Genomic DNA, 25,070 nt, shown 5'->3' with positions numbered 1-25,070 from the left:
CTGCCAACATCATTTATTCTTCATCAATCTTTAAGTGCAATACAAATTTCTACGATATGCTTTCCTTCGGGATGCTTATCTGGTTCATTCTGATAAGATTCATACATCATTCCCGTGTATTCCAGGTTTTCTTCGTTAATGTGGTCTAGCATGCTTTCCCAGGCCATGCCGTATTCCGTGGGAAGAATTTCAAATGAACCCACCAAATAATTGGCTTTGGGTAATTTCAAAATCTTCATATTGCCTTCTGCCATAATATTTTCAGGCACTGTAACTCCCACGCTAATACGTTGTTCTTCTTCCGGAACGGTATGCGGGTCATGGTACACGGTTATGGCTTCCATTTCTGGCCGGGCCAGAACGCCTTTAGGGCCAGCCCATGCATAAACTTCACCGAATAATCTTCCAAAGAGTTCGGTATCGCCTTTGTAGGGTCCAATATGCCGTATATAAGCCAGATTTCGCTCAGGTAATGCTTTGATTTGAATTTTGGATTCTTCTATAGTTTTCATCGTATTTGGATTTAATTGTTCTCTTATTGAATTACTGTTCTTGTTGAACATTGGTGTTCTGGCATTCTTGCAGTAATCGGATGGCCTCCTGATCGCTTATTTGTTCAAACTTTTGATAAAACTGTCCGACCGCGTGAAAATTAGGCGGAGTAAGCAGGCAGATCACCTCATCGACCTGTGGATTATCCTTTAATTTCTGAATGGTTTCCCGGGGCGCTACAGGCACCGCTACGACAATCTTTTTGGGTTTTTGCCTTCGTACCATTTCTATGGTTACCAATAGGGTATTGCCTGTGGCAATTCCGTCGTCAATAATTAATATGGTTTTATCCTTTAGATCTTCAGATTGCCTGTTTTTGTAGTATTGCCTGTGCCTTGTCCTTAGCTTGTCCCTTATCCTTTCGGTTTCTTCTTCGATATAACTCTTTGTTACCCCGAAGGCGTCGCTAAGTACTACATCCTGTAGACTCACTGCACCAATAGCGTATTCTCTGTTGTGGGGATGGCCAATTTTTTTAGTCAAAACCACGTCCAAGGGAGCCACCAAATTCTTGGCTATTATATTTCCCAGAGGTAAACCCCCGCGTGGTATTGCCAAAACCACAACCTCATCTCCTTCATACTTTCTAAGGGTTTTGGTAAGTTGTAAAGCCGCATCTGTCCTATCTTGAAACATTTTCAATTTCTATTAAAGTCATATTAGAACCTGAGTTCATCAGGCGTCTCCTTCAGTTTGTGTGTCACCATAAATCAAGTTGTGGCATCTATGCCTGTTTTCAATGATTTATTATATTGATTTTTCACTGGCTGCCTATGACTAATGGACTGCGGTTATGTTAGCTTTTTTTGGGAAAATTGTGAGTATTATTGCTCCATAACTAACAGCCAGCAGCACTATGGAAATCAGAACTCCCAAAAACGGTATCAATGTCAATAGGCGAAACAGAATCGCAATACCCAGGGCCAGGAATACCAGCCTCCAAAACCCCCAGTTAGCCTGTACCCTGTGATTCCAATAATGTGTAAATAAAGATGCGGCCACTAAATGTCCGAAGACCAGACTGAACAAAAACAGCACCAGCACGAACAAACCTATGGGGATCCCAATGATTATTACAAAAGTCAGGGCAATCAATATTGGAATACCCAGTAAGTATATCAGCCCGTAGCCAAGCCCTTTCCAAAATTCTTCATCTAAACTTTTTATGGCATTGGCAAACAACTTTTTAAAAACCCAATTCAACAATAACAGGATCAGAAAAGCGGATAGAACGTAAAATATCCAAAAACCCAGGGTGGCCACACCAAACATCTTCCATGGAAACTCATCCTGCTCTTTCATAAGGTCCGGGTTAAACGAGGCTGTAGAACTCACCAACGAATTCTTGAAGTCAATTTCGCCTTCTTCTGTCCAATACTCCACATCGCCAAAGAACCTGGCATTTTCGCCCAGTTCCAGTTCCTCAGCCACAATTTTTGAATTTCCTCTGATCTCTCCGTCAACTTTTATATCACCCCCATATAGCTCTACCCCTTCTCCCACGGGACCTGAAATGCGAATTTTCCCACCAGAGGCCTTTATCATTCCCACGACTTCGCCTTCTATATCAACTTCACCCGAAAAATTAACCAGGTTACCTTGTATTTTGGCTTCCTCAGTAATGGATACTTTTCCGCCAAATACGATAACATCATCTCCGACATCCTCAGATATGGTCAGGGTGCCCCCGGCGGCCCGTATGTCATCTTTGACGATACCTCTTACTACGATATCGCCCCCGGCAACAACCAGGTCCTGGGCAATGGTGTCCCTAATGACTATTTCTCCGCCAGCTACCACTACATCCCCATTCACCATGGCATTTACATTTATAGACTCACCTGCCAGGTAGATATCTTCATTTTGCTTTGTTGAAACAGTAATCGTTTCTGCAGCTTCATATTGTCCATAGATCAATACGGGCAATAAGACGGCTAAGGAAAAAAGTAGTCGTGTTTTCATCAGTTCATTTATTTAAAGTTCAGTCTTCAAAGTACTTGAGAATACCCCTGATTTGAAATGATTTAGATCAACCTTAAAAATCAATGATGCGGATTGATAAGCATCATTTCAATCCTATGTACCATAGACTAACTTTGTCTACAAACCTTAGCGTTTTTGCTGTTGAAATACGCGGCAAAAACCATAAAAAATTGTAGTCCTATAATGAAAACAGAAAAGGGTCCGGTGATGAGAGAAATGCAAGAAATATTGAGTGAGATCATTCTTTTGACCAACCATATTGAAGTGGAATACCCGGAATTGTATCAGTTTTTGGAAGAGCAACCTATGACCATCCCAACGGAAGACCACCCAATTATTGACAAAAAAACCATGAAGGTGTATTTGGAGGGTCTTAGGCAATTGTTGGAACACTATGTAGAAGAGCATCATTTAAGAAAAGCCTGAGCTTTCACTTATATGTTCCCTACTACCAAATACTGAAATATGGTCATCCACCGATTTGATAAGGAGAATTCGCTCTTGAAAGCCTTTATTGGCGAAGTTAGAGATGTAGACGTCCAAAAGGACGCCATGCGTTTTCGAAGAAATGTCAATCGAATTGGCGAAGTGCTAGCCTATGAACTGAGCAAGACCATGGACTATGAAGATACCAGAGTTCAAACGCCTTTCGGTTCCAAAAACATTAGCCTGCCAACAGATCAACTCGTGTTATGCTCTGTACTTAGAGCCGGTCTACCCCTGCACCACGGGCTTTTGAGCTATTTTGACAAGGCAGAAAATGCTTTTATATCCGCCTACAGACACCACCCGGATAACAGCGACGACTTTGAGGTAATTGTGAAATACTTCGCAGCGCCTTCACTTCATAAAAAAACCCTGGTACTGATGGATCCGATGCTGGCAACCGGGAAAACCCTTGAAAATGTGATGAAGGCCATGGCAAGTCATGGCAAGCCCAAAAAAATACATATCGTCTCGGTAATCGGTTCAAAAGCCGGAGTTTCCTATATAGAAAAGATATTTCCTGAAGAAACACAGTTATGGATTGGGGCAATAGACGATGAACTTACCAGCAAAGGCTATATTATACCAGGTCTGGGGGATGCGGGCGATCTCTCTTATGGACCTAAGTTGTGAATTATCAAGCCTTAAGATATGCAGCATACCGATTCCAAAAGAGAACATATCCAAAAATGGGTTATGAGTTTGGAGTTTGGAATTATGAGCTTAGGGTCGTAAAAGTTAAGAACTCAACAATTAGAATTCAACGCTTCACACTCGTTTGCCAAAAAGTCTAACTTAATGTCTTGAAGAGTTTAACCTAAAGACTTAGAAAGTTTAAGTTCAAGATTAAGTTTAAACCATTGGCTTTTCGCTTTGCGCCATACGCCATACGCATTTTTCTTTAGAAACGCTTTAAGACAGTAATTTTCCCCTGCGCTACCGCGAGATTGTATCTCGTGGTAAATCTAATTATAAAAAGCAATCACCGGAGTGGCGCGGATTGTATTTGTCCACCTTTAATAGAGATCTATGCAAACTGGCGGCACGAGCGTAACGCTCGCGCCAGCGGGGGCAAAACTGTGAAGCTTCCTACCTTGAAAATCTGCCAGCTTCTAATTCTAAATACGAGTATTCTGCTTAATTGGACAAACCGGTACCGCGGGCATTAGCAAATCCATACCTCAAAACCCATCAGTTGGAAACGAAAAAAAGGAAGGATGCTTACAAAGCCAATGCCCTGGAAATGCCTTCAAAACAGCTGCTTTGGTTAACGTTTAACGGATTTTTCCTGCCTTACAACGCGGCAATACTCACAGACTAAAGAGTTTGTTAAAATTCATAACAACAAATACCTCAGTATTAACCACCTAATCCCTCAGGTTGACAACAATTATCTGCCAGAGAGAGATAAAGGGTTTTCTTTTGTTAAAAAACAATTGCTGCCCAAATGCCCACCAAATCTAGTACTTACCGAAAAAACCTACTCAAGTCTTGCCTGGCTTTTCTGTTGCTATTCGCATTCAACAGTATAAATGCTCAGCTCAGTGACCTTCATTATCTACCCCCGATGAAACAAGGTCAGAACAATCAGGGTATTCGGCAGCAGGCGGTTTACCTTTCCACGCCGGAACCGGTAACCTTTGCAGTAAATGTGTATCGTGGGACTAATACCACTCCGGTAGCTACTTATAATATTTCTAATCTCAGCCCAGCGGTTTACACCCTCGGAAATGGAGATAATAATATCACCCTTGTTAACAACGCGAACACTGGTGTGGTACTGAATAATGCAGGACTGCGCTTTGAATCTCCCAGTGGAAACAGGTTCTATGTGAACTACAGGGGGTATTCCTCATCGCAGGCGGCATCCCTGACTTCCAAAGGACGGGTGGCCATGGGTACCAGGTTCAAATGGGGTGGTGTACCTAATTTGGGATCACACCCATCCAAATCGAACACCCTGGGAATCATGGCAACAGAAGATAACACCACGGTTCAGGTTTTCGGATACGATCCGGACTGTCAGTTCAGAGTGGGAAACAATGTTGCCGGAATTACAGCTGACACCTATACCGTTAACCTGGATGCCAACGAGTCCTTTGTATTTGAGACCTATATAGGAAACAACCCCACTCAGGCACACGAAGATGGCTGGATAGGGGCCTCGGTCATTTCAGATAAGGATATCGTTATCAGCAACGGTTCTATAAATTATGGACGACAGGCGGGCGCCAGTAACCGTGACGCCGGTATTGACCAGCCTGTGCCCGAGAACAGACTTGGAAAAGATTATGTATTTATCCGGGGTAATGGTAATGCCAATGGATTAACTGAATTCCCACTGATCATCGCAATAGCGGATAATACCCAGATCTTTGTAAACGGTTCCGCCACACCAATCGCCACTATAGACAACGGGGAGTACTTTCAAGTACCCAGTAGCTATTACTCCTCCAATACGGTTGGAGCCAATATGTTTGTACAAACCTCCAAAGACGTCTATGCCTATCAATGTATGGCGGGCGACAGTAAGGTATACACCCAGGGATTGAATTTTGTAGCTCCTGTAAACTGCCTGTTGCCTGATGTGATGGACAACATCCCGGATATCCGGAACATGGCAGGTACTCTGGTCAATGGTGGTCTAACCATAATTGCCGCGGTAAATACACCGGATGCCAATATCATGGTAACGGATGGTAACGGACCTGTAACCCTCCCGCCATCTAATCCGGTCGCGGGAACCACAGACTGGAAGACCTTTTTTATACCCAACCTGAACGGAAATGTAAGTGTACAATCCACAGGCCCCATGGCCATTGGATTTTTTGGTTATAACGGCGCCCGGGGGGTAGCCGGATATTTCTCCGGCTTCGATACCGTACCCGAAGTAACCCTGGAAATCAGAGGGGGTAGTGGCTGTTTTGTCGGATCAACCATCTTTGAAGCCACAGGTAACTTTGATGCATACCAATGGTATGGGGACGGGCAAATGATTCCCGGTGAAAACGGCCCCAGCTATGCGCCCGCGGTAGCAGGTGACTATTTTGTAAGGGGAACCAAAGGACCCTGTACCTACGACTCCCAACCTATTTCAGCTTATTATTGCGACCCGGATGTGGTCATGGAAAAAACCGTGGACAAAGCTGAGATCACCGAAGGTGAGACCGCGACCTTTACCATTAAGGTCCGAAATCTAGGCGTAGGCCCACTGACCAATTTGCAGATTACAGACGATATCCCGGCAGGGTTAACCTTGCAAAATGCCTTTACCATTACCGGAAGCTGGAGTGGAAACACCTGGAACATCGGGACCCTGAACGGAGGAGAAACCGCTTTCCTGGAATTGGAAGTTTTGGCAGATCCTATAGACACCCTGCCTTTGCTGCGTCTGGCAAATACTGCTGTAAATACACAAGACCAACCGGATACCAACATCTCCCAGGACCACCCTACTGCATTGCTTACAGTACATAACGATTTTGACAATGACGGGGTGGTAGACAGTGTTGACCTGGACGATGACAATGACGGTGTTTACGATACGGAAGAATGTGTCCCCACCCAAAATAACCTGGCTTTGGGAGGTACGGTAACCATGAGCTCCACAATTAGCGGGGGCGCCGGTTCAAACGCGGTTGATAACGACACTAATGGTAATTTCGCTAATGGTTCCGTCGCTCAGACAAACACTGCCACAACCAACGAATGGGTTAGCCTGGATCTGGGAAGTAATCAGTATCTGGACGAAATCGTGCTTTGGAACAGAACCGATTGTTGTAGCGACAGGCTTTCCAATGCCTACCTTATGGTATCGGAAAATCCATTCCCTGCAAGTACCAATCTGGATGACGCTCTGGCAAATGCTAAATATGCGTTTCAGTTTGGCAACACCACAGGGCAAACCGAGATCAGGACATTTATAGGTACCCAGGCCAGATATATCAGGGTACAAAAGTCGGGAAATAATATCAACGGTGATGCCCTGAGCATTGCTGAAATACAGGCCATACAGAACGCTGTTTGCAATACAGATGGAGATGCGTTGCCCAATCAACTGGATCTGGACAGTGACGGAGACGGGTGCACCGATGCCAACGAATTTTATAAGGATAACAACGCGGATGGTGGTGACGGAGGCGAATACGGCTCCGGGGTTCCCGTTGTAAACCCTACGGATGGTACGGTAAATGCCGCTTCTTATACCGCGGTTTTTGCTCCGGAAATTTTATTGGGAAACACCACAGAAGATCTGGGAGGTACTGATATCAATGGCCAGGGAGTAAATCTCGGGGAAAGCTTTCAATACGTGCTTCGCTTTCAAAATACTGGGGATGATAATGCTGTAAACTATACCATACGCGATATCCTACCTGCCAATGTAACACTGGATAACGTAGATGTTTCAGGGGCGCTCGGCACAACTCATACACACGACATTAACACCAATACCATAGTATTTCAGGTACCGGATAACCTGGTAGAGGTTGGTGATCCCGAATACACTATCAGGATCACTGTAACGGTATCCGGCAATTGCTCAGACTTTGTAAATGCCTGTTCAGCACAACTTGAGAATCTTGCCTATTCCACCTTTGAGGGTGTACTTAACCCGACGGTTTTTACGGATGAGGCAGGTTCTTCTAATTTTCCCTGTAATACCGTTCCGGAAGTAGCCAGCAACAATATTTTGGATGATCTGGCCAATTGTAACCAGGCCAGGACTGTACAATTATGTGGAAATGATGTAATCTTAAGCGCTGGATCGGGGTTTAATACCTACAACTGGGCCCTTGACAACAATGGAAATGGGAGCATAGATGCCGCAGACACCCTATTGAACGACGGTGACCCGGACGGCGACCCAAGTACGCTTATAGTAACCGATATCGGTAATTACATCGTAGAAAAGTCGGGTGCAAGCGGTTGTCCGGATCTTGTAGAACTTATTACTGTAGAGCGTTTCGGTACAACACAGACCAACCCCATAATAGACTACTTTAATCAGGTAAATGCGGACGGTGATCCTGACAATGACCTTCAAGGGGAGATTGCGAGCTGTGCCATAGACGGTTCCCTCTTACCTAAAATATTCCTTTGTGGCGAAAACGATGAAGCCACCATTCAATTAGGGATCACCGATGCGGACAGCATCATCTGGCAACAACTGGATGAGACAAGCTGCTCCGATGCCGGAGACGATTGCGCGAATACCGATGGTAGCTGTACCTGGAATAACCTGGCTACTCAGCCGAATTATACGGTTACAGACAGTGGCAGGTACCGGGTGGTGATCAATTACCAGAATGGCTGTTTTAGCCGTTTTTACTTCAATGTTTTCAAAAATACTTTAGACATACTGCACACGGCTTCAGATATCCTTTGCAGCACTCCTGGTAATATCCGAATAACCAATATTGGTACAAATTATGGTTTTCAGCTGGTAGACGCTTCGAACAATAATATTGTTGTGCCTTTTGCCGATGATAATGGCCCTGATTTTAACATCAACAGCAGTGGAACTTACAAAGTGCAGGTAACGCAACTGAACCCGCTCACTGGTGATCCCATTTCCGGTGGTTGTATTTTTGAAACTGAAGACATTGGAATTCTGGAAAGGGATTATCAGGTAGACCTCAGCTCAACACCCGCGGATTGCAATCAATTGGGAACCATTACCGTACAGGCCCTGAATGTGTTGCCGCTATACCATTATGAACTAAGATTGGACGATGGTAGCAATGGAGGTCAGGGTACTTTTATTGACAACCGCCTGGCTACAACAGACAATACACATACTTTCACCAATGTTAATCCGGGGGATTATATCGTAATTACCACCACAGATGATGGCTGTAGCGATACCCAACAGATCAGGGTAGATGAGATCCCTGAGCTGACACTGACGGCGCTAACAGCGGAAAATATCACCTGTACCGCTGGAATCGTTACGCTGACCCCATCTGGTGGCAATCCGAATCCGGATTATCAAATGGCCATATGGAGCAAGGACGGTGCAGATCTGTACGCTAGTCCCGCTGATATACCTGCATCCGCATTGCAGACAGCAACGAACTTTTTATTTGGATATCGTGGCACACCCACTACCTATTTTCCTAATGAAGATGGAGATTATGAGTTCATTGTTTTTGATAACAGTGGTTGCTCGGCGATCTCAAACACAGTGACAGTAGAAGAACCAGGAGGACTTTCTTTATCGGCTGCGCATTCTGGTATTGTTTGTGCTGATTCTTCCACGGCTTCGCTTACTGTATCCGTTACAGGAGGAACCACCCCTTACCAGTACAGTCTGGACGGTGGCTCCAATTACCAAACAAGCGACACTTTTGTAAACCTTCCGGCTGGCTTTTACACCATTACGGTAATGGACTCCAGTGGCAATGGGGGCTCAGGTTGTGTGGAAACCCTGGATTATGAAATTGATCAGCCCTTCAGGCTTACGGCTTCTGCGGCCATTGTTGAGGATGCCTCCTGTAACCCGGCTGGAGCATCGGTAAAAATACTGAACGCCAACGGCGGTCAGGCACCCTACGAATACAGCTTTGATGGTGGAAGTAATTTCGATGCGAATCATCAAAGATTTCTGCTACCCGGAGATTACCAGCTCATCGTTCAGGATGCTTTAGGTTGTACTTTCAATATGGATCTCACTGTACCTGTAGTGGTACCGGATCCGGACCTGACAACTGCTTTGGACTATGCTTGCGACGGCCTTGGAACACTGACGGTATCTACATCAAATACCACCGATTTTACCTATACCTATGCTCTTGACGGTACGCCAAACAGTCCTGCGGACAACAATGTATTTACAAACCTGACTGATGGTTCGTATGTGCTCACTGTAGGTTATTCCAGCAGTATTACACCAGCTCAGAGTACCTTGTTTTTTGAGAATTTTGGTTCGGGTCCTACAACTCAAATAGGCGAAATAGGCCCTGGATATTGTTATGAACCTCAGGATGGCAGTACTACACCTTGTAACCTTGGTCCGGCCGGTATATTGGTGAACGGAGAATATACGGTAACCAACTTCGTGACTAACCCTATTCCGGGATGGCTGAGCCCAAATGACCATACAGGCCTGGCAGACGGGCGCTTTCTGGCCATAGATGTAAGCACCCTGGCCGGAGATAACGGCATACTATGGGCACGAAGAGGAATTGAAGTACTTGCAAACAGGGATATCACTTTGTCTTTCTGGGCTTATAACCTGTTAATAACATCCGCTAACGGTAACAACCCAGATGTATTGATAGAATTGGTGGATACTTCAGGAACAGTGTTGGCAACTGCCACCACGGGAGACGTTCCAAAGAACAACAACGCGGACGACTGGCATAACTTCACTTTCAATCTAAATCCAGGCGCGAACACTGTAGTGGATATAGTACTAAGGACTAATTTGAACAGTGACTTTGGCAATGACCTGATCCTGGACGATATTGAGGCCTTTCAACTGCCGGAAGTATGCGAGAGGACACAGGACATAGCTGTAGTCATAGAGCCTGACCAGGCCTTTGCAGCACAGTTTTTGAGCGTTACGGAGCCAAGTTGTAACGGTACATCAGACGGAGCTATTCGATTTGAGGTATCTAATTTTGACGCGGTAGCCGGTTTTGAATACTCGCTGGATGGCGGTACGAATTGGATTGGTTCCACAAGTTCTCCTGTCACCACCGCTGCCACACTTGCAGATGGAAATTATTCAGTTCTGGTTCGCAAAGCGGACGATAACAGTTGTTCCGTAAGTTTCCCTGCTACACTCACTGAACCGGCAGCACTTGTGCCAGGCCTTAGTATCACTACGGCTTTCAGCTGTTTCAATACCGGTGCAACTCTGGAGGCTTCTGTAAGCGGAGGCAGCCCGGGCTATGAATATCAATTGGAAGATACAGTAGGAGGTATAGTGGTGGCCTATCAAACCAATAACACATTTACGAACATACCGGATGGCGATTACCTCGTCCGGGTACGGGATAACAACAATTGTGAAGCCTTGTCAGCAGCAGCTGTTACCGTAGATCCACTACAGGCTATAAGCTTTACAACTACTTCGACGGCTTGTTATGACGGGTCCAACAATGCAACCATTACGGTTAATGTCACATCAGGAAATGGCGATTACACCTTCAGGATCGATGGTGGAGCCTGGTTGACCCCTACTCCTGCCACAGCGACTACCTATACTTTTAACGGTCTCGCTGATGGGTCCTACAATATTGAGGTCGCAGATTCTTACGGTTGCGCCGCAGGGCCTCAGCTGGTTGATATAGAGTCAGTGTTAACGGCTACGGTAGACACCGTTGATGTGACTGGTTGTGCGGACGGGAGTATTACGATAAACGCTTCAGGGGGAGATGGAACTTATGTCTATGCTTTCCTAACCTCAGGCTCTACCGTACTTGACACGGATTTTGTAGCGACAAACTCCACGGTTATAAGCAGTGCCACAGCGGGTAGTTACGATGTTTATGTTCGTGATAATTCCGGTAGCTCTCCTTACTGTCAATATATGGAAACCGTGACTGTTGCCAACGCTGCTGTTTTGGCGTTCAATACAACGTTTACCGACCCGGAATGTCATGATGGAATGGGATCCATAGACGTCAATATCACCTCTGGTGACGGTCCTTATACCATTGAAATTGTAGACCTGGACAATGGTGGCGCCTCTGATCAAACGGTTAACAATGTACTGACAAACAACTATGCATTCCTTAACTTATTAGCCGGGGATTACACCATTATAATTACAGATACACACGGATGCTCACTTAGCGATACTCCAATAACCATAAATAACCCTGACGAACTGGTTGGAACCGTAAGCGGGGTAACTCCTATGGACTGTAGCGGAACCAGTTTGGATTTTGGTTTTGATTTTTCAGGATACCCAACAACCATTGGAACAGTAGAATTTAGCGATGATGCGGGTGCAAGCTGGCAAAGCTCGGATCAATTCCGGGATTATATTTCCGGCGAAACCGTTAATCCTTCCCTGAGAACTGTTGATGGTCTGGGTAACACTATTTGCCAGACCGACCTGCCGCCCTTTATCATTCCTTATCCTTTGGATGACCTGGATATTACCATTTCTGCGGTGGTCTATAACTGTAATGAATTAAGGGTAGTTGTACAGGGCGATGAGGGTACACCAGGCTATGAATATGCCTATTCCGAAGACCCTGCCAACTTTGATCCGATCACAGCAACCTGGATCGCCGGAGGGAGTATAGATAATCTTGGTATGCCAGTACCAGCGGGGCACGGAAGGTATGAATGGACAGGCCTGGTTCCCGGACGAACCTATACTTTTTACGTACGGGACGGTGCCGGTTGTGTAAGGCAGAGTAACGTCAATGTGAATAACCTTATCACCCAACCCCTTGGAATAACCTCCGTGGTAACGCCATCATGTAGCGGTAGTAATAATGGAAGTATTACCTATACTATTGTTGAGAATACGGTTTCTCCGGGTTCCGAAATGCAATGGTCTTTCTACGACATTTCTACAGGAACACCAGTCCTGGTAAGTAATAGTGGTGGAAATGTTCCTTTCTCCGACCCACAGACACTGACATTTAATACTCTGGGAACCGGCAATTACTTCGTTGAAGTAACTAAAATGGATGGCGCGGTGGCAAGCTGTGTCAGCGCCTCCGAAAACGAATTGTTAGAAGAGTTGGACGCGCTTACCGGGACGCCTGCAGTCACCCAAGACATTGCCTGTGATCGCCCGGGACTGATCGAAATACCTGATATTTCCGGAGGTGGTGGCATTTATTATTTTGATGTAAGCGGTCCTGCGCCGTTTACCCCAATTTCCGGAACACTTGATAATCCAATAGAAATTCCGGCAAACTCGCCAGGAGGTTCTTATTCAATTTCCGTAAGTGATCAATACGGTTGTACCCTAAGTCTCGGCAGTGTTAACCTCAACCTGGCGGCCAACCCGACGATAGACGATATAGTCATAGACAATTGTGGCACTCTTGCAAACTTGACTATAACAGCAAGCAGCACTGCCGCCCAAATTTTCTACTCCGTTGATGGTGGCGTAAATTACCTGAATAATGGAGGGTTATTTACAAACTTAGCCACGGGTGCCTATACGGTAAGCATCATAGATAGCAATGGATGTACAGCATCGAGCCCAATTACTATCCATCAGCCACTCCAGGCTACAGCTTTGCTAGACACCACATTAGGTTGTGGAGCCGGAAACGAAGCCGGGATCCTGATAGAAGTGAGCAGTGGATCCGGAAGTTATGATTATGAAGTTCTGGGAAGCTCAAGTACATTGGTCTCCAGGCAGACGCTTGCCACCAATCCTACAACTGTCGTGGTTGCAACAGCAGATACCTACACGGTTAACGTCTATGATACGAATACGGCAAGTCCGGAATGTTCAAGAACCTTCACCATTGAAGTTCCTGCTGCCACACAGCCAAGTTTTACGGCAGACCCAATGGATGTAAGCTGTTCCGGCGCTTCCGATGGAATAATTGCGATAACTGAAGATAATAATGGGATCAGTCCGCTGACCTATAGCCTGAACCCGAACGTTTCCACATTCAACTCTACTACCAATAGTTTTGAGAACCTGCCTCCGGGTAATTATGAAATTACGGCGACCGGACAAAACGGTTGTAGTACCGTACTAAGTAATATTCCTATAGCAGAGCCTAACCAAATTACCTTTGATGTGCCAGCCGTTAGTCCTTTCGGATGTGCTGCAGGAAACAGCATAGACAATGCTTCTGTGACCATCAATACCACAAGCATAGCCGGAGGAAGCGGGAATTATGTGCGATACGAGTTTATTGATAATACCACAAGCGCTGTTTTACAAAGCGGGACGAACGCGGTCTATTTGCATACGAATTACGCTGCGGTAGATGTACTTGTAAGAGTAGTTGATGATAATGGATGTTCAGCACAGTCCCTGGTGAGTATTCCAGCCTTTGACGAATTGCTAAGCGCTTCAATTACCGTGGACGACGCCATAAGTTGTTCTACTCTGGATGAAGATATAAGCATTGATGTTACAGGAAGTTTATCTAACTATGGTTCCGCTCCGGCAAACTACGAATTCAGATTGTTGCCATCCCTGGTGTATCAGTCTTCCAATCAATTTGCAGGCTTGCCCGTCGGGAATCATACTTTTGGTATCAGAAATGTTAACACGGGATGTGAGATCACCATTGGTCATCTGGTGGAAGATCCTAACACCTTTGATATTACGGTTGAGAAACTGGCAGATGCCGTGTGTTTTGGGGATAACGGAAGCGTTCGCTTTACCCTGGTAGATGCCAGCTATACAGGCGGATTTAGCTGGAACATCTTTGATACTAACGGCACCCCTGCGGATAGAACCGATGACGGCCCTGCAATATTAAGCGGGAATTCGGCCACTAACGGACCCACAACACCTATTGCCGTGCCGGCGGGTAACTATTTAGTTGAAATTTCGCAGGACGCCTCTCCGGCATGTAGCCAGGTAAGAGCTTTCAGTATTACCACACCACCGGCGCCTATCACTTTAAGTCCGCTTGATTTGGTTGACGTCGGTTGTACCAACGATCAGGGAAGTGTTTTGATCGCTCCATTAGGAGGTCAGGGACCCTACACTATTGATCTGACCCATGTGGGCACAGCTACTACTACAACCGCAACATCCGTTAGCAGTCATCTGTTTGATGGACTTTCCGCTGGTCAATACACCATTACTGTAGTAGACGCCCTCGGCTGTAGTGAGTCATTTGTGAATGCATTTGAACTTCTGTTACCAGACCCGATTACCGGCTCTATTTCAAATACTGCTATTGTTTGTCAGGGAGACACAGATGCTTCTGTAACTATCAGTCTCAATCCAAGGAATGTGATCACCAATTACCGTTTTGTGCTAAATACCTACGACGACATGGCTGGGTCTACCCTACTGAGTGCCTCTGCCACTCAAACGGCTCAAACGTTCAGCAATCTGGGTGCAGGTTTCTATAGCATTACGGCTATTGACGATATGGACTGCACTTTTGAGACCGGTATTGTAGAAATTATAGAACCAACTGATGTGGATGCCCTGTTGGTAACCAACCAACAGCTAAGTTGCCAATTGCAGGCAGAATTACTACTTGTCGCTTCCGGAGGTACCGGTCCGTATAGCTGGAGTACAGATGGTATTAGCTTCACGCCAATGAACGAGACCCTGGCTGCAGATACCCATCTGTTCCAAAACATTGCAGCCGGGAATTACAGATACTATATAAGAGACAGCTTTAATTGTGTCTCAACCCTATCGAACGAAATAAGTATTGAGGCCATAGAAGACCTTGATGTATCGGTTGACCTTAGCGCGGCCCAGGTGAATTGCAATGGGGACAGCACCGCATTGATCGAAGCTGTTGCAAGCGGAGGTATGGGCAATTATCTATACGCCCTGTTCTCAGACCAGGCCTTAACTAATGAAATAAGGCCAAACCAAAACAACGGCAGGTTCGCGGACCTTCCCACAGGCACTTATTATGTAAGGGTACAAAGCGAAGACTGTGAAGCTTCTTCCATAGAAATACAAATCGACGAACCCGATACCTTAGTGGTCAATACTACGATCTCTGATATCAGTTGTTCAGGGGCGGATGACGGTAGTATCCTTTTAGATGCCCAGGGAGGTAGCGGTGATTACCAATATGCCATTTCGCCAAACCTGAACCAATTTGATTCGGTCAATCTGTTTGAAGACCTGTCTCCAGGAGACTACAGTGTTATAGTACAGGACAGCAACGGTTGCTTTGAGTTTATTGAATTCAGCCTGACCGAGCCTGACGCCCTGACCGTGTCCTCTACTGTAACAGACGAGATCTGTTTTGAGAGTAGTGATGGTACCATAACACTGCAGGTAAGCGGCGGAACCGCGCCATACCGGACCAGTCTGAACAGCATTGATCCTAATAATTTTGTTGAAGGATTATTTAGCTATGAAGATCTGCCTAGCGGCACACATGTAGTCTTTATTCGTGATGCGAACGACTGCGAAATAACGGAAGCCTTTGTAGTAGAACCCGGCGTTAACCTCGCGGGTGAAGCCCGGGTTACCTATGAATGTAATGAATCAGGTTTTACCTCAAATTCGGTGCAGGTAGTATTTGAAGACTCTTCCGTACTCGGCGATGTGTTGTACGGACTGGATACGGATGATCCAAACCTGATGCAACTGGATCCTGTCTTTGAAGGTCTTAGTGGTGGCAGCCACACCATTACGGTTATTCACAGCAATGGGTGTACAAACGCTTATGATTTTGAAGTTACCATATTTGAGCCTTTGACATTGCAGTTAGCTGAGGGGGATATTAACCTGATTAGCGCTGTTGCCGTAGGTGGATCCGGAAATTATACATTTAGTTTAGACGATGGTCCGGGCACTTCGGACAGCGAATTTTATATCACCGAGACCAGAGTTTACTCGGTCACTGTTACGGACGAGAACGGTTGTAGCATTACCCAGGAGATCTTTATGGAGTTCATTGATATAGAAATCCCTTATTTCTTTACCCCGGACGGCGATGGGCGTAATGATATATGGAAACCGGAAAATATAGAGCAATTCCCTAATATCTTCGTTAAGATCTTTGACCGTTACGGTCGGACAATCTACCAATTCAAAGGGAACGAAGATGGCTGGGACGGTCAGTATCAGCTGAATGAACTGCCGACAGGTGATTACTGGTACATTATTAAGCTTAATGGCATTGAAGATGATCGTGAATTCGTAGGGAGCTTTTCGCTTTACCGATAGGAAGGCGCCTGGTTCTTTAGAATTCGTTGAGCTGACTTGTGCAATTTTTTAAATAAATGAACTTTATTTTTATATGAATATTAAATTATTCTTACAAAATATGAGCTAAAGAAAGAGTAAAAAGTAGAAGAGTTCCCCAAAAATGACCCTAAAAAAAATTGTTGCTTCCTTAATGCTGTTCATAGGATTCATCTCCTATGGGCAATTAAGTGATTTACATTATTTACCTCCGCTTAAGCAAGGTCAAAATAACGGTGCAATCCAGCAACAGGCAGTGTATCTGTCTACACCGGAAACGACCACTTTTACAGTCAACGTATATCAGGGTACCAATGCCACTCCTGTCGCTACCTTTAATATTTCCAATACCAGCTCAGCAGTGTATAACCTGGCCAACGGCGACAACAACGTCACACTTGTAAACAATACAAATACCGGGGTGGTTCTTACAAATAGTGGCTTGAGATTCGAAGCGCCGGGCGGCAACAATTTTTATGTCAACTATCGCGGGCGGTCTAATTCGCAGGCAGCCTCCCTGACTTCAAAAGGACGGGTCGCTATGGGTACCAGTTTTAAGTGGGGTGGTGTCCCTAACTTAGGGAGTCATGTTTCCAAGTCAAATACCCTGGGAATTATGGCCACAGAAGATAATACCACTATTGATATCTTCGGATACGACCCGGACTGCGAGTTTAGAGTGGGGTCTAACCGGGCGGGTATAACGGCAGATACCTATCAGATCGTGTTGGATGCCAATGAATCCTTTGTCTTTGAAACTTACATTGGCACCTCTCCTACTCCTGCACACGAAGACGGTTGGATTGGGGCTTCAATAGTTTCTGATAAGGATATCGTTATTAGTAATGGTTCCCTGAATTACGGCCGACAGGCAGGAGCGTCTAACCGGGATGCGGGTATTGACCAGCCGGTTCCTGAAAACAGTCTTGGCAAAGAGTATGTCTTCGTAAGAGGAAATGGAGGTAGCAGCGGACAAACCGAATTTCCGCTTCTGATCGGGACCCAAAACAATACGGAAATATTTGTCAACGGTTCTGCGACCCCTATAGCCACTATAAATAACGGAGAGTATTTTGAGATACCCAGTAGCAATTATTCATCCAACTCCGTTGGTGCCAATATGTATGTTCAGACTTCCAAGGATGTATACGCTTATCAGTGTATGGCAGGTTCCAGCCAGGTCTATACTCAGGGACTTAATTTTGTAGCCCCGATCAATTGTCTCTTACCCGATACTATGGATAATATTCCGGATATCAGGGATGCCGCGGGGATCACCGTGTCGGGTGGAGTAACCATTATTGCCTCAACAGCTACCCCCGATAGCAACATCATCGTTACGGATTCCGGAGGCACGGTAAGCCTGCCTGCTTCTAATACCGTTGCCGGAACATCGGATTGGAAAACCTTTTATATCGCTAACCTGAACGGGGATGTGAGCGTACAATCTTCCGGACCAATTGCCGTTGGTTTTTTTGGATTTAACGGAGCGAGAGGACTTGCAGGATACTATTCCGGATTTGATACCGTGCCGAATGTAGACCTTCAAATAACCGGCACGAATTGTTTACCTGGGGCTACCCTTGGCATTGCCAGCGGTGAAACCTTTGACGCTTATCAATGGTACGGAGACGGCACTCTGATCCCGGGAGCTACCTCAGCAACTTACAATGCTCCCACAGCGGGGGACTACTTTCTCAGGGTTACCAGAGGGCCCTGCAGTTACGATTCAAATAATATACAGGTGTACTATTGCAATCCGGATATTGTATTGAACAAATCCACCACGGATTTGGTGGTTAACGATGGGGAATTGGTAAGCTTTGATATAACTGTTGAGAGTTTTGGAATCGATCCTGTGACCAATCTCCAGGTTACAGATCTGCTTCCTACGGGATTGGATTTTGTTTCGGCGACAGTTTCAAAGGGATCATTTAGCCATCCCAACTGGACAATCGGGACTATGACCCAGGGTGAATTAGTTAGTATGACCCTAACCGCCAGGGCCTGGATGACCAACATTTATTTGTCTTCCATGACCTATACCAACACCGTCACAAACAGTCAGGACCAGACGGACAGTAATATCACTACGGACAGTCCATCCGCAGACGTACAAGTCAATCTCTTACGCCCTAATACTGTAATCACCAACAGTAGGATAACTGTGAGGGTCAATAGACACTGATAAAGTGAGGAGGGTTTCGGTTATCAGCAAAGTCTATGTTTGTCTTTTATTATATCCTACTGCTTAGCAACAATACCTAATAAGCATTGATACTTTGGGTCTGGAATAACAAGACAGGCTAAGGATTGCTTTTTTTGTTTATCACACCACCTTATGCGTACTTCAGATTGCGCCTTTGGATCCTGGAAATTTCAGCTTCGATCCGACTAAAAAGTTCCCGCTTGGGAACATCGATATCCAGCATAATGATCTCGGGATAACTATTTTGCAACCAACTAATTTCGGCATTTGAGGTACAGAGGATAATATGCACACCTTTGTGAAGAAAAGGCAATAATTCGTAAAGCCCTTCCTTACTATAGACAAAAAATACCACGGTGCTGATATTTTCGGACATCAGGTAATCGAATTTGGCTTCTATTGCCGGAGTTCCGGGAAATACAACTTCGAAATCGCGTTGCGATCGAAAAAGCTTTTTTCCGTATGCTCCATGCGCTTTCATACGATCGTAGAACAGAACCCGTTCTTTTTGTTCCTGACTGGCCATACCTGCTAATTAAACGTTAATAATCCTGCCTGTATCTTTCCTTTTTATCGGTCCTGATGATGAAAACCAATACACCGAAAAAAAAGATCATAGAAACTATAAGTATAAACTCCATCATAATCTTGGGGATCATAAGATTAACATACTAATGACGAAGGTATTCCGTCATTTGGTGAATTCCAGACGTGAAGTAATAAATGGTTCTATACCATTACAGTCGGGATGGGAAAGCTGAACATACGAAAAGGCCAGGCAAGCTGCCTGGCCTTTTACCCCAAAAACGCGTTCCCATAGAACACTAAAACTGTACAATGTTAAGGACCAATTCGCAAAAAGAGAATTTAGAAGTAATAAGTGGCGGAAATACTTGATAATCGAGGGAAACAGCAGCAACTGCTACTTAATTTTCAGAAATTTATTGAGGGAATTCAGCTTCCTTTTGGCGACCGGTATGGATTCTCCGGATTTCAGCTCCAGGTAGTTCCCGGCCGCCTTGTTGATATTGGTTACCTGGGTGATATTTACGATAAACGAATGGTGGATCCGAAAGAATATATTCGGATTCAGGAGCCTCTCGAATTCTCCCAGATTCCGGCTCGCCAACTTAGTCTCCCCGCTGGTCAGCTTAATATGGGTATAACGACCTTCCGCCTTTAGATAGACGATGGATTTCTTCTCTATAAGTTCAATTTTATCCATTGAAGGAATGGCCAGTATCTTTATACCTCCGCCTTTCTTTTTTGGTAAGGTCCTTTTGCTGTATTTATGGGATAGTTCTACTTTGTGTTTGGCTTTGTTAATCGCAAAAAGCAGATCTTCAAGTTTTAAGGGTTTTAAAAGGTAGGCCGTTACATCGTAGGAAATGGCTTTTAGCGCGTACTTATCCACATACGAGGTAATCACAAAATGGCACTTTTTCCAAAAGTTTTCTATGATCTGGAATCCGCATCCTCCTTTCAATTCAATATCCAGAAAGACGATATCAGGTTCCATGGAACCAATCAGGCTGATAGCCTTATCCACATCTTCCGTGAATCCCAGAACTTCTATTTCAGGGAAGTACTTTTTTAGAATAAACTGTAAACTCCGATAGGAAACTTCATTCTCAACTATAAATGCTTTCAGTTTTGGAACCATTTCCATCGTATTAAACAATCCTATTTTCGAAGTCAAATCCCATATCAGCCATGGACTTCAGTTATATTTCCCTTATCGTTGCAGATCGCAGAACAGTATATCGTCATCCTCAATACTTTCGCGGATTTTGCAAATTTCGTTTTATCTGCTGGTTCAAGCCATGTGATATTTCGCCGGCTTCCATCATACCTGCGGATTATTCTGATCCAACCGTGATTTAACGCACCTATCACAATACATGATACCTGTTCAAAAAATAACCGGACAATTCCTCAGTCTACAACATCATTGAAGGTTAGCGTAGCGGTATCTATTGTCTCAACAGTTGAAATTGCGTCTTTAAGTACTTTGTAGGTCACATCCACAGAGTTTGCCCGTGGAAGCGTGGAAGGGGTTTCCGATAAAGCGTACAAAGTGATCGTATATTCGTGGCTTCCCGAACTTGCTGAGCAGGGCGAAGTATAGGATACCACTGAACCGTCTTTGTTCGCTCCCATGTACCAGTCTCCATCATCCGCGGCCCCATGAGGAATTTCAGTTACCCCCGGGTCTATTCCCCATAGCAATAAATAAGAGTTTACCTCAGAAGTGTCATCCGGAAAGGGATAGTGATGCATGATCAGTGCAAGGGCTCCTGCTTCGGCGGGAACATTAGACCAGGAAAGGGGTATGGAGGCTTCTACTCCATTTTCCTTTTCCTCGCATTTATACGCGTCTAAAAGTTCCCCATTATCATCAATAGCTATACTGCTCAGTACAAAGTCGGAAGTGGTGTTGCCCGGGCTGTCACTTACAAAACCCTGATAGGTTTCGGTTCTGCTGCCACCGCTGGCATCAGTATATTCAAAAGTATAGGTCCCGGAGTCATCCCAATGGTAATTGACGGTATTGATATTGTTGCCATCCCCATCCAGGTATTTTAGACTATAGGCATTCTCACCGGTAAGGCTAAAAGTTATTGTACCTGTATTCAGCGAGGGTTCTTCTACCTGTCTGAGGGGTGTTGACAAGGCCTGTGGCCATACCTGGTCTTCCGGGGCTGAGCTGTCGGGGTCCAAAGACACTTCTCCCCGCATAGCTGTCATAAAATAAGGTGCTTCCTCAATGGTGTGGTACTGGTATGAGCCATCATCATTGCGAATACCCAGGTATTCGTCAAGTTCGGCCGTGGTGGTCCCGTATACAGGGAACCCATCCAGGGCATAGGCAATGGGTTGACCTTCCCCGGCAACTGATTCCAGGTGTGTGGGCGGAACGTGATAATGATAGTCATCAGCCCGTCCTGAATGGCCACCCCACTCATCGAGCTCTCCGATTTCTTGTGCATATTCCCCGCGGTTGTTACGCGGATTGAATATTGGAATTCCATTAACTGCGATGGCCACAGCACCCTTCATAAAATGCTCTGTCAGGGATAATGGTTCCGCGGCCAAAGCGGGCTGAATGGGTATTGACCAGCTGTTGTCCCCTGAATAATCCTGCGGAACCGGTACCTGACGGTTCCAGGCGGTAATACCCTCCATCATTTGATGTTCAGGTAAACCGGAAGAAGCAACATAAAAGTAAGTATCGTCAAAATGGGTTGTCACCCCGGCGAATTTGTTGAACAAGCTGCTCATGCTATCCGTATTATTGGCTGGAACCTCGCTTGTGTTATTGGTTACTGTATCATCATCGTCCATATTGTTAGACACATAACCTTCAGGCTGTTCACAGGCGGATTTACTGGCATCCGGGTTTCCCAGACCATCTTCATCGGCGTCCTGAAACCAGCTAAGTTCTTCACAGGATCCAGGTTCGTCCTCATTGTCGCAGGTAATAAATATCAGGGATACCAGGAGAAACGCGCTAAAGTGCAAAAGAAGCCTGAAATGTTTTAGGTTTTTAGGTAAGGCAAAAAGGCACATTAAGACGGCCAGGCCAAGTACTACAGCAAGAGAGACCGGAAGTCCTTTTTCAGGGATTTCTGTCCCGATAGCAGCTGTTGGCAGATTGAGTGATTGAATTTTTCGATACTTTTCCAGAACGTACTCCTGGTCTATGACAGATAGTTTGGAAAAAGGATATTTCATCAGTTGACCCTTTGCGTTTTCCATAAATACCGTGTCCCTCTTATAGATTAGAAAAGAAGCCCTTAATGTATTGGAAGCTCCTTTTAGGTGCCAATCCCGTAAAACCGATTCGTGCCCGCCCTGATGTGCCTGGGCGATCTGGCCAATTCCCAGCATAAGTAAAATCACAAGGGGTCTAAGTATGTTCATAAGGCTTGGTTTGGTGGAAATTTGCAATGCTCAATAAGACCAGTATCAGGTTGATGGCAGTCACTATTGCCATAATGCCTATAAAGGTGTACATAGTTTCATTGATATAAATGTTAGCTGGTTATTTTTCGGGCTCAACCCATAGATCCACAGTTTATGGGGTTTGTCGGGTATTGATTTTTTATGTTGGATGATGTATGAGATCCTTAATGCTGTATTCTACGATCTTGGCTTCTTTTTGGGTCAGGCAGACCATTTTTCCTCCAACGGCTACACGGCAGGTTTGCTCAAATGGTCTGATCAGTATATTGGTTGTTTTTTGTATTTCCCGGCGCACTTGCTCCGCTGTCTGAATTGTGGTGATAAGATCAATGACCTGAAGCAGGGTCTTTTTGAAGAAGCTGTATCTGAGATAATGGCAATTTCCGACGATGCTTCCGGATCTCCAGATTTGCTCGAGTATTCTAAAATCCTGTCGTAACCGGAGGTCATTTACAACCCATTTAAGGCTTTGCGGGGTATTGCATGGGTTCCCGTTAACATATACCTCCCGGGTAATATAGTAGCTCTTCCTTACGGCCCGGGACCAAATGAGCTTCAGACCTAAAAAGGTTTTAAGTGAGTTGCCCTTGTTCAAATAATTCTGCAGCACCACTGCATCCGAATGCATCTGCTTCGTGGTCTTGTTGGTCAGATAGTCAATCCTGAGCTCGGTGTCCATCCACTTTAGCTCCGCCTCATCTAGCCGGTTAATGATCTTCATGGAGCGCAATAATTGTTTTTCCAGGATTCCAATTTTGCCTGATTGATAGATCTCAATAATATTTTTAGAAAGTTGAGACTGCTGGCTGGTAGCCTTTTCGTTGTGTTCCTTCAGGTATTGAAGTTTCTTTTGTAATTGCTTAAAATCTCTACATTCTATGAAAGCTGGCAGGGTAATCATAAGTTTAGGTTTATGGGTTGATCTCTAGAATTCAAACCTGCATCATCGGGAAAATCAGTTCATGCATCATAAAATTGGTGTAATCAAAGAATGAACAAAAGACTTATGTAATAAGTGGCGGAATATTCTAATAAGTGCTTGCAATACATCCTGCCTTTCGATCATGGGGCTAAATTATCATGGGTAGAAAGTTTCGGAAATAAGCGTCAATGCGTAAATCGTGCGTAGCAGCACGTATACCAAAAACAGGGATGGAGGATCTTTAGATCTCGAGGATTATCTTTTTATTGGTCAACGCCCAATTGGTCAGCGCATTGGGTCCTCCTTTCAGATTTAGCTTTGAGATAATATTGCTCCGGTGCTTCTCGATCGTCCGTACTGAAATACCCAACTCTTCGGCGATATTGTTATTGGATATCTGTCTGGCAACCAGTTTAAGGATCCTCAGTTCCGATGGGGTCAGAAGTTGTAAACTTCTTAACTCTTCGTTCGCCTGATCCAGAGAGTGGTGATCAAATGAGCTACTGAAATAAGTATTCCCGGAGATTACGGCCTCAATGCAACGTGCAATTTCAAAAAAAGAGTCCTCCTTGAGAAGGTATCCACTGATCTGAAGGGTTTTCGCCCGATTGATATAAGAGGCCTCCTTATGAAAAGAAAGTACAATAAAACGGGTATTCACTCCTTTATCCCTGGCCATCTTAATGACGTCGAATCCACTTAAGAAGGGCATATCAATATCCAGGAAAGCTATGTCTGGCCTTAGCTTTAAAAGAAGTTCCAGGGCGTTCATGCCATCAGCAGCCCTTCCGATGACATTGTAATCATTGGAGACGAGTTCCTCGTATAACCCCTTTAGCAGAATGGGGTGATCATCGGCGATAATTATGGAGACATCCTTGTTGGCCATGATTCAGATTCGGTGTACGAAGTTCTAAAACCTCACCGGATTGCTCCATAAAATTAAACCATTTGTACGGATTTAGGATTTTAAGCGGTCTAAAAATGAAGTGAAGCCCATAATTCGTCGTACATAATATACAACTGGGACGATTATCAGACTATCGGGCCGGATAGCGATCAAGCGTTATTACGACAGTTCCAGCAGCCCAAGTCCCCCGGAAAATAGCTGGTCA

The 25,070-nt window shown here is 45.0% G+C and carries 13 protein-coding genes; 5 read left to right on the top strand and 8 right to left on the bottom strand.

Going from position 1 to position 25,070, the window contains the following annotated elements; all coding sequences use genetic code 11:
• Window positions 1–23: 23 nt before the first annotated feature.
• From GTQ38_RS09635 to GTQ38_RS09625, 3 genes are all read right to left on the bottom strand, one after another.
• On the bottom strand, window positions 24–512 hold the full coding sequence (locus tag GTQ38_RS09635; protein WP_161435305.1) for an AraC family transcriptional regulator: 489 nt from the start codon (window positions 510–512) through the stop codon (window positions 24–26).
• Between the two features lie 31 nt (window positions 513–543).
• Window positions 544–1,188, bottom strand: a complete 645-nt coding sequence (locus GTQ38_RS09630; protein ID WP_161435304.1) for a phosphoribosyltransferase — start codon at window positions 1,186–1,188, stop codon at window positions 544–546.
• Window positions 1,189–1,329: 141 nt separating this feature from the next.
• Entirely contained in the window at window positions 1,330–2,514 is a 1,185-nt protein-coding gene (locus GTQ38_RS09625; RefSeq protein ID WP_161435303.1) for a polymer-forming cytoskeletal protein, read from the bottom strand.
• A gap of 204 nt (window positions 2,515–2,718) precedes the next feature.
• On the opposite strand from GTQ38_RS09625, the gene GTQ38_RS09620 reads away from it, so the two are divergent.
• The 5 genes from GTQ38_RS09620 (at window position 2,719) to GTQ38_RS09605 (ending at window position 19,046) form a co-directional block, all read left to right on the top strand.
• Window positions 2,719–2,961, top strand: a complete 243-nt coding sequence (locus GTQ38_RS09620) for a hypothetical protein (RefSeq protein WP_238857884.1) — start codon at window positions 2,719–2,721, stop codon at window positions 2,959–2,961.
• A gap of 39 nt (window positions 2,962–3,000) precedes the next feature.
• A complete protein-coding gene (gene upp / locus GTQ38_RS09615; RefSeq protein WP_161435302.1) occupies window positions 3,001–3,654 on the top strand; it encodes a uracil phosphoribosyltransferase in 654 nt (217 codons plus the stop codon).
• Window positions 3,655–4,216: 562 nt separating this feature from the next.
• Window positions 4,217–4,342, top strand: coding sequence for a hypothetical protein (locus GTQ38_RS21120; RefSeq protein ID WP_262886129.1), 126 nt, complete (start codon window positions 4,217–4,219; stop codon window positions 4,340–4,342).
• Between the two features lie 126 nt (window positions 4,343–4,468).
• Window positions 4,469–16,840, top strand: coding sequence for a T9SS type B sorting domain-containing protein (locus tag GTQ38_RS09610; protein ID WP_161435301.1), 12,372 nt, complete (start codon window positions 4,469–4,471; stop codon window positions 16,838–16,840).
• Between the two features lie 142 nt (window positions 16,841–16,982).
• Entirely contained in the window at window positions 16,983–19,046 is a 2,064-nt protein-coding gene (locus GTQ38_RS09605; RefSeq protein ID WP_161435300.1) for a DUF11 domain-containing protein, read from the top strand.
• A 151-nt stretch (window positions 19,047–19,197) separates the two neighbouring features.
• Here GTQ38_RS09605 and GTQ38_RS09600 read toward each other — a convergent pair whose 3' ends face one another.
• From GTQ38_RS09600 to GTQ38_RS09580, 5 genes are all read right to left on the bottom strand, one after another.
• Complete coding sequence (locus GTQ38_RS09600; protein ID WP_161435299.1) at window positions 19,198–19,593, bottom strand: hypothetical protein; 396 nt, start codon at window positions 19,591–19,593, stop codon at window positions 19,198–19,200.
• Between the two features lie 396 nt (window positions 19,594–19,989).
• Complete coding sequence (locus GTQ38_RS09595; protein ID WP_161435298.1) at window positions 19,990–20,730, bottom strand: LytR/AlgR family response regulator transcription factor; 741 nt, start codon at window positions 20,728–20,730, stop codon at window positions 19,990–19,992.
• Between the two features lie 272 nt (window positions 20,731–21,002).
• Window positions 21,003–22,991 carry a YHYH protein gene (locus tag GTQ38_RS09590; protein ID WP_161435297.1) on the bottom strand — a complete coding sequence of 663 codons (1,989 nt, stop codon included), beginning with the start codon at window positions 22,989–22,991 and terminating at the stop codon, window positions 21,003–21,005.
• Window positions 22,992–23,172: 181 nt separating this feature from the next.
• The gene (locus GTQ38_RS09585; protein WP_161435296.1) at window positions 23,173–23,934 is read right to left on the bottom strand and encodes a hypothetical protein; all 762 of its coding nucleotides are present in this window, start codon (window positions 23,932–23,934) and stop codon (window positions 23,173–23,175) included.
• A 262-nt stretch (window positions 23,935–24,196) separates the two neighbouring features.
• Window positions 24,197–24,844, bottom strand: coding sequence for a response regulator (locus GTQ38_RS09580; protein WP_161435295.1), 648 nt, complete (start codon window positions 24,842–24,844; stop codon window positions 24,197–24,199).
• Window positions 24,845–25,070: the final 226 nt, after the last annotated feature.

Source organism: Poritiphilus flavus (genome assembly GCF_009901585.1).
In the GTDB taxonomy this organism is placed as follows: domain Bacteria; phylum Bacteroidota; class Bacteroidia; order Flavobacteriales; family Flavobacteriaceae; genus Poritiphilus; species Poritiphilus flavus.
This window is presented reverse-complemented; position numbering and strand designations above follow the sequence as displayed.

Coding starts and splice junctions, on each gene's coding strand:
- GTQ38_RS09620 (WP_238857884.1), top strand. CDS start 2,719: ATGAAAACAGAAAAGGGTCCGGTGATGAGAGAAATGCAAGAAATATTG.
- GTQ38_RS09585 (WP_161435296.1), bottom strand. CDS start 23,934: ATGATTACCCTGCCAGCTTTCATAGAATGTAGAGATTTTAAGCAATTA.
- GTQ38_RS09590 (WP_161435297.1), bottom strand. CDS start 22,991: ATGAACATACTTAGACCCCTTGTGATTTTACTTATGCTGGGAATTGGC.
- GTQ38_RS09600 (WP_161435299.1), bottom strand. CDS start 19,593: ATGGCCAGTCAGGAACAAAAAGAACGGGTTCTGTTCTACGATCGTATG.
- GTQ38_RS09625 (WP_161435303.1), bottom strand. CDS start 2,514: ATGAAAACACGACTACTTTTTTCCTTAGCCGTCTTATTGCCCGTATTG.
- GTQ38_RS09635 (WP_161435305.1), bottom strand. CDS start 512: ATGAAAACTATAGAAGAATCCAAAATTCAAATCAAAGCATTACCTGAG.
- GTQ38_RS09595 (WP_161435298.1), bottom strand. CDS start 20,730: ATGGTTCCAAAACTGAAAGCATTTATAGTTGAGAATGAAGTTTCCTAT.
- GTQ38_RS09605 (WP_161435300.1), top strand. CDS start 16,983: ATGACCCTAAAAAAAATTGTTGCTTCCTTAATGCTGTTCATAGGATTC.
- upp (WP_161435302.1), top strand. CDS start 3,001: ATGGTCATCCACCGATTTGATAAGGAGAATTCGCTCTTGAAAGCCTTT.
- GTQ38_RS09580 (WP_161435295.1), bottom strand. CDS start 24,844: ATGGCCAACAAGGATGTCTCCATAATTATCGCCGATGATCACCCCATT.
- GTQ38_RS09630 (WP_161435304.1), bottom strand. CDS start 1,188: ATGTTTCAAGATAGGACAGATGCGGCTTTACAACTTACCAAAACCCTT.
- GTQ38_RS09610 (WP_161435301.1), top strand. CDS start 4,469: ATGCCCACCAAATCTAGTACTTACCGAAAAAACCTACTCAAGTCTTGC.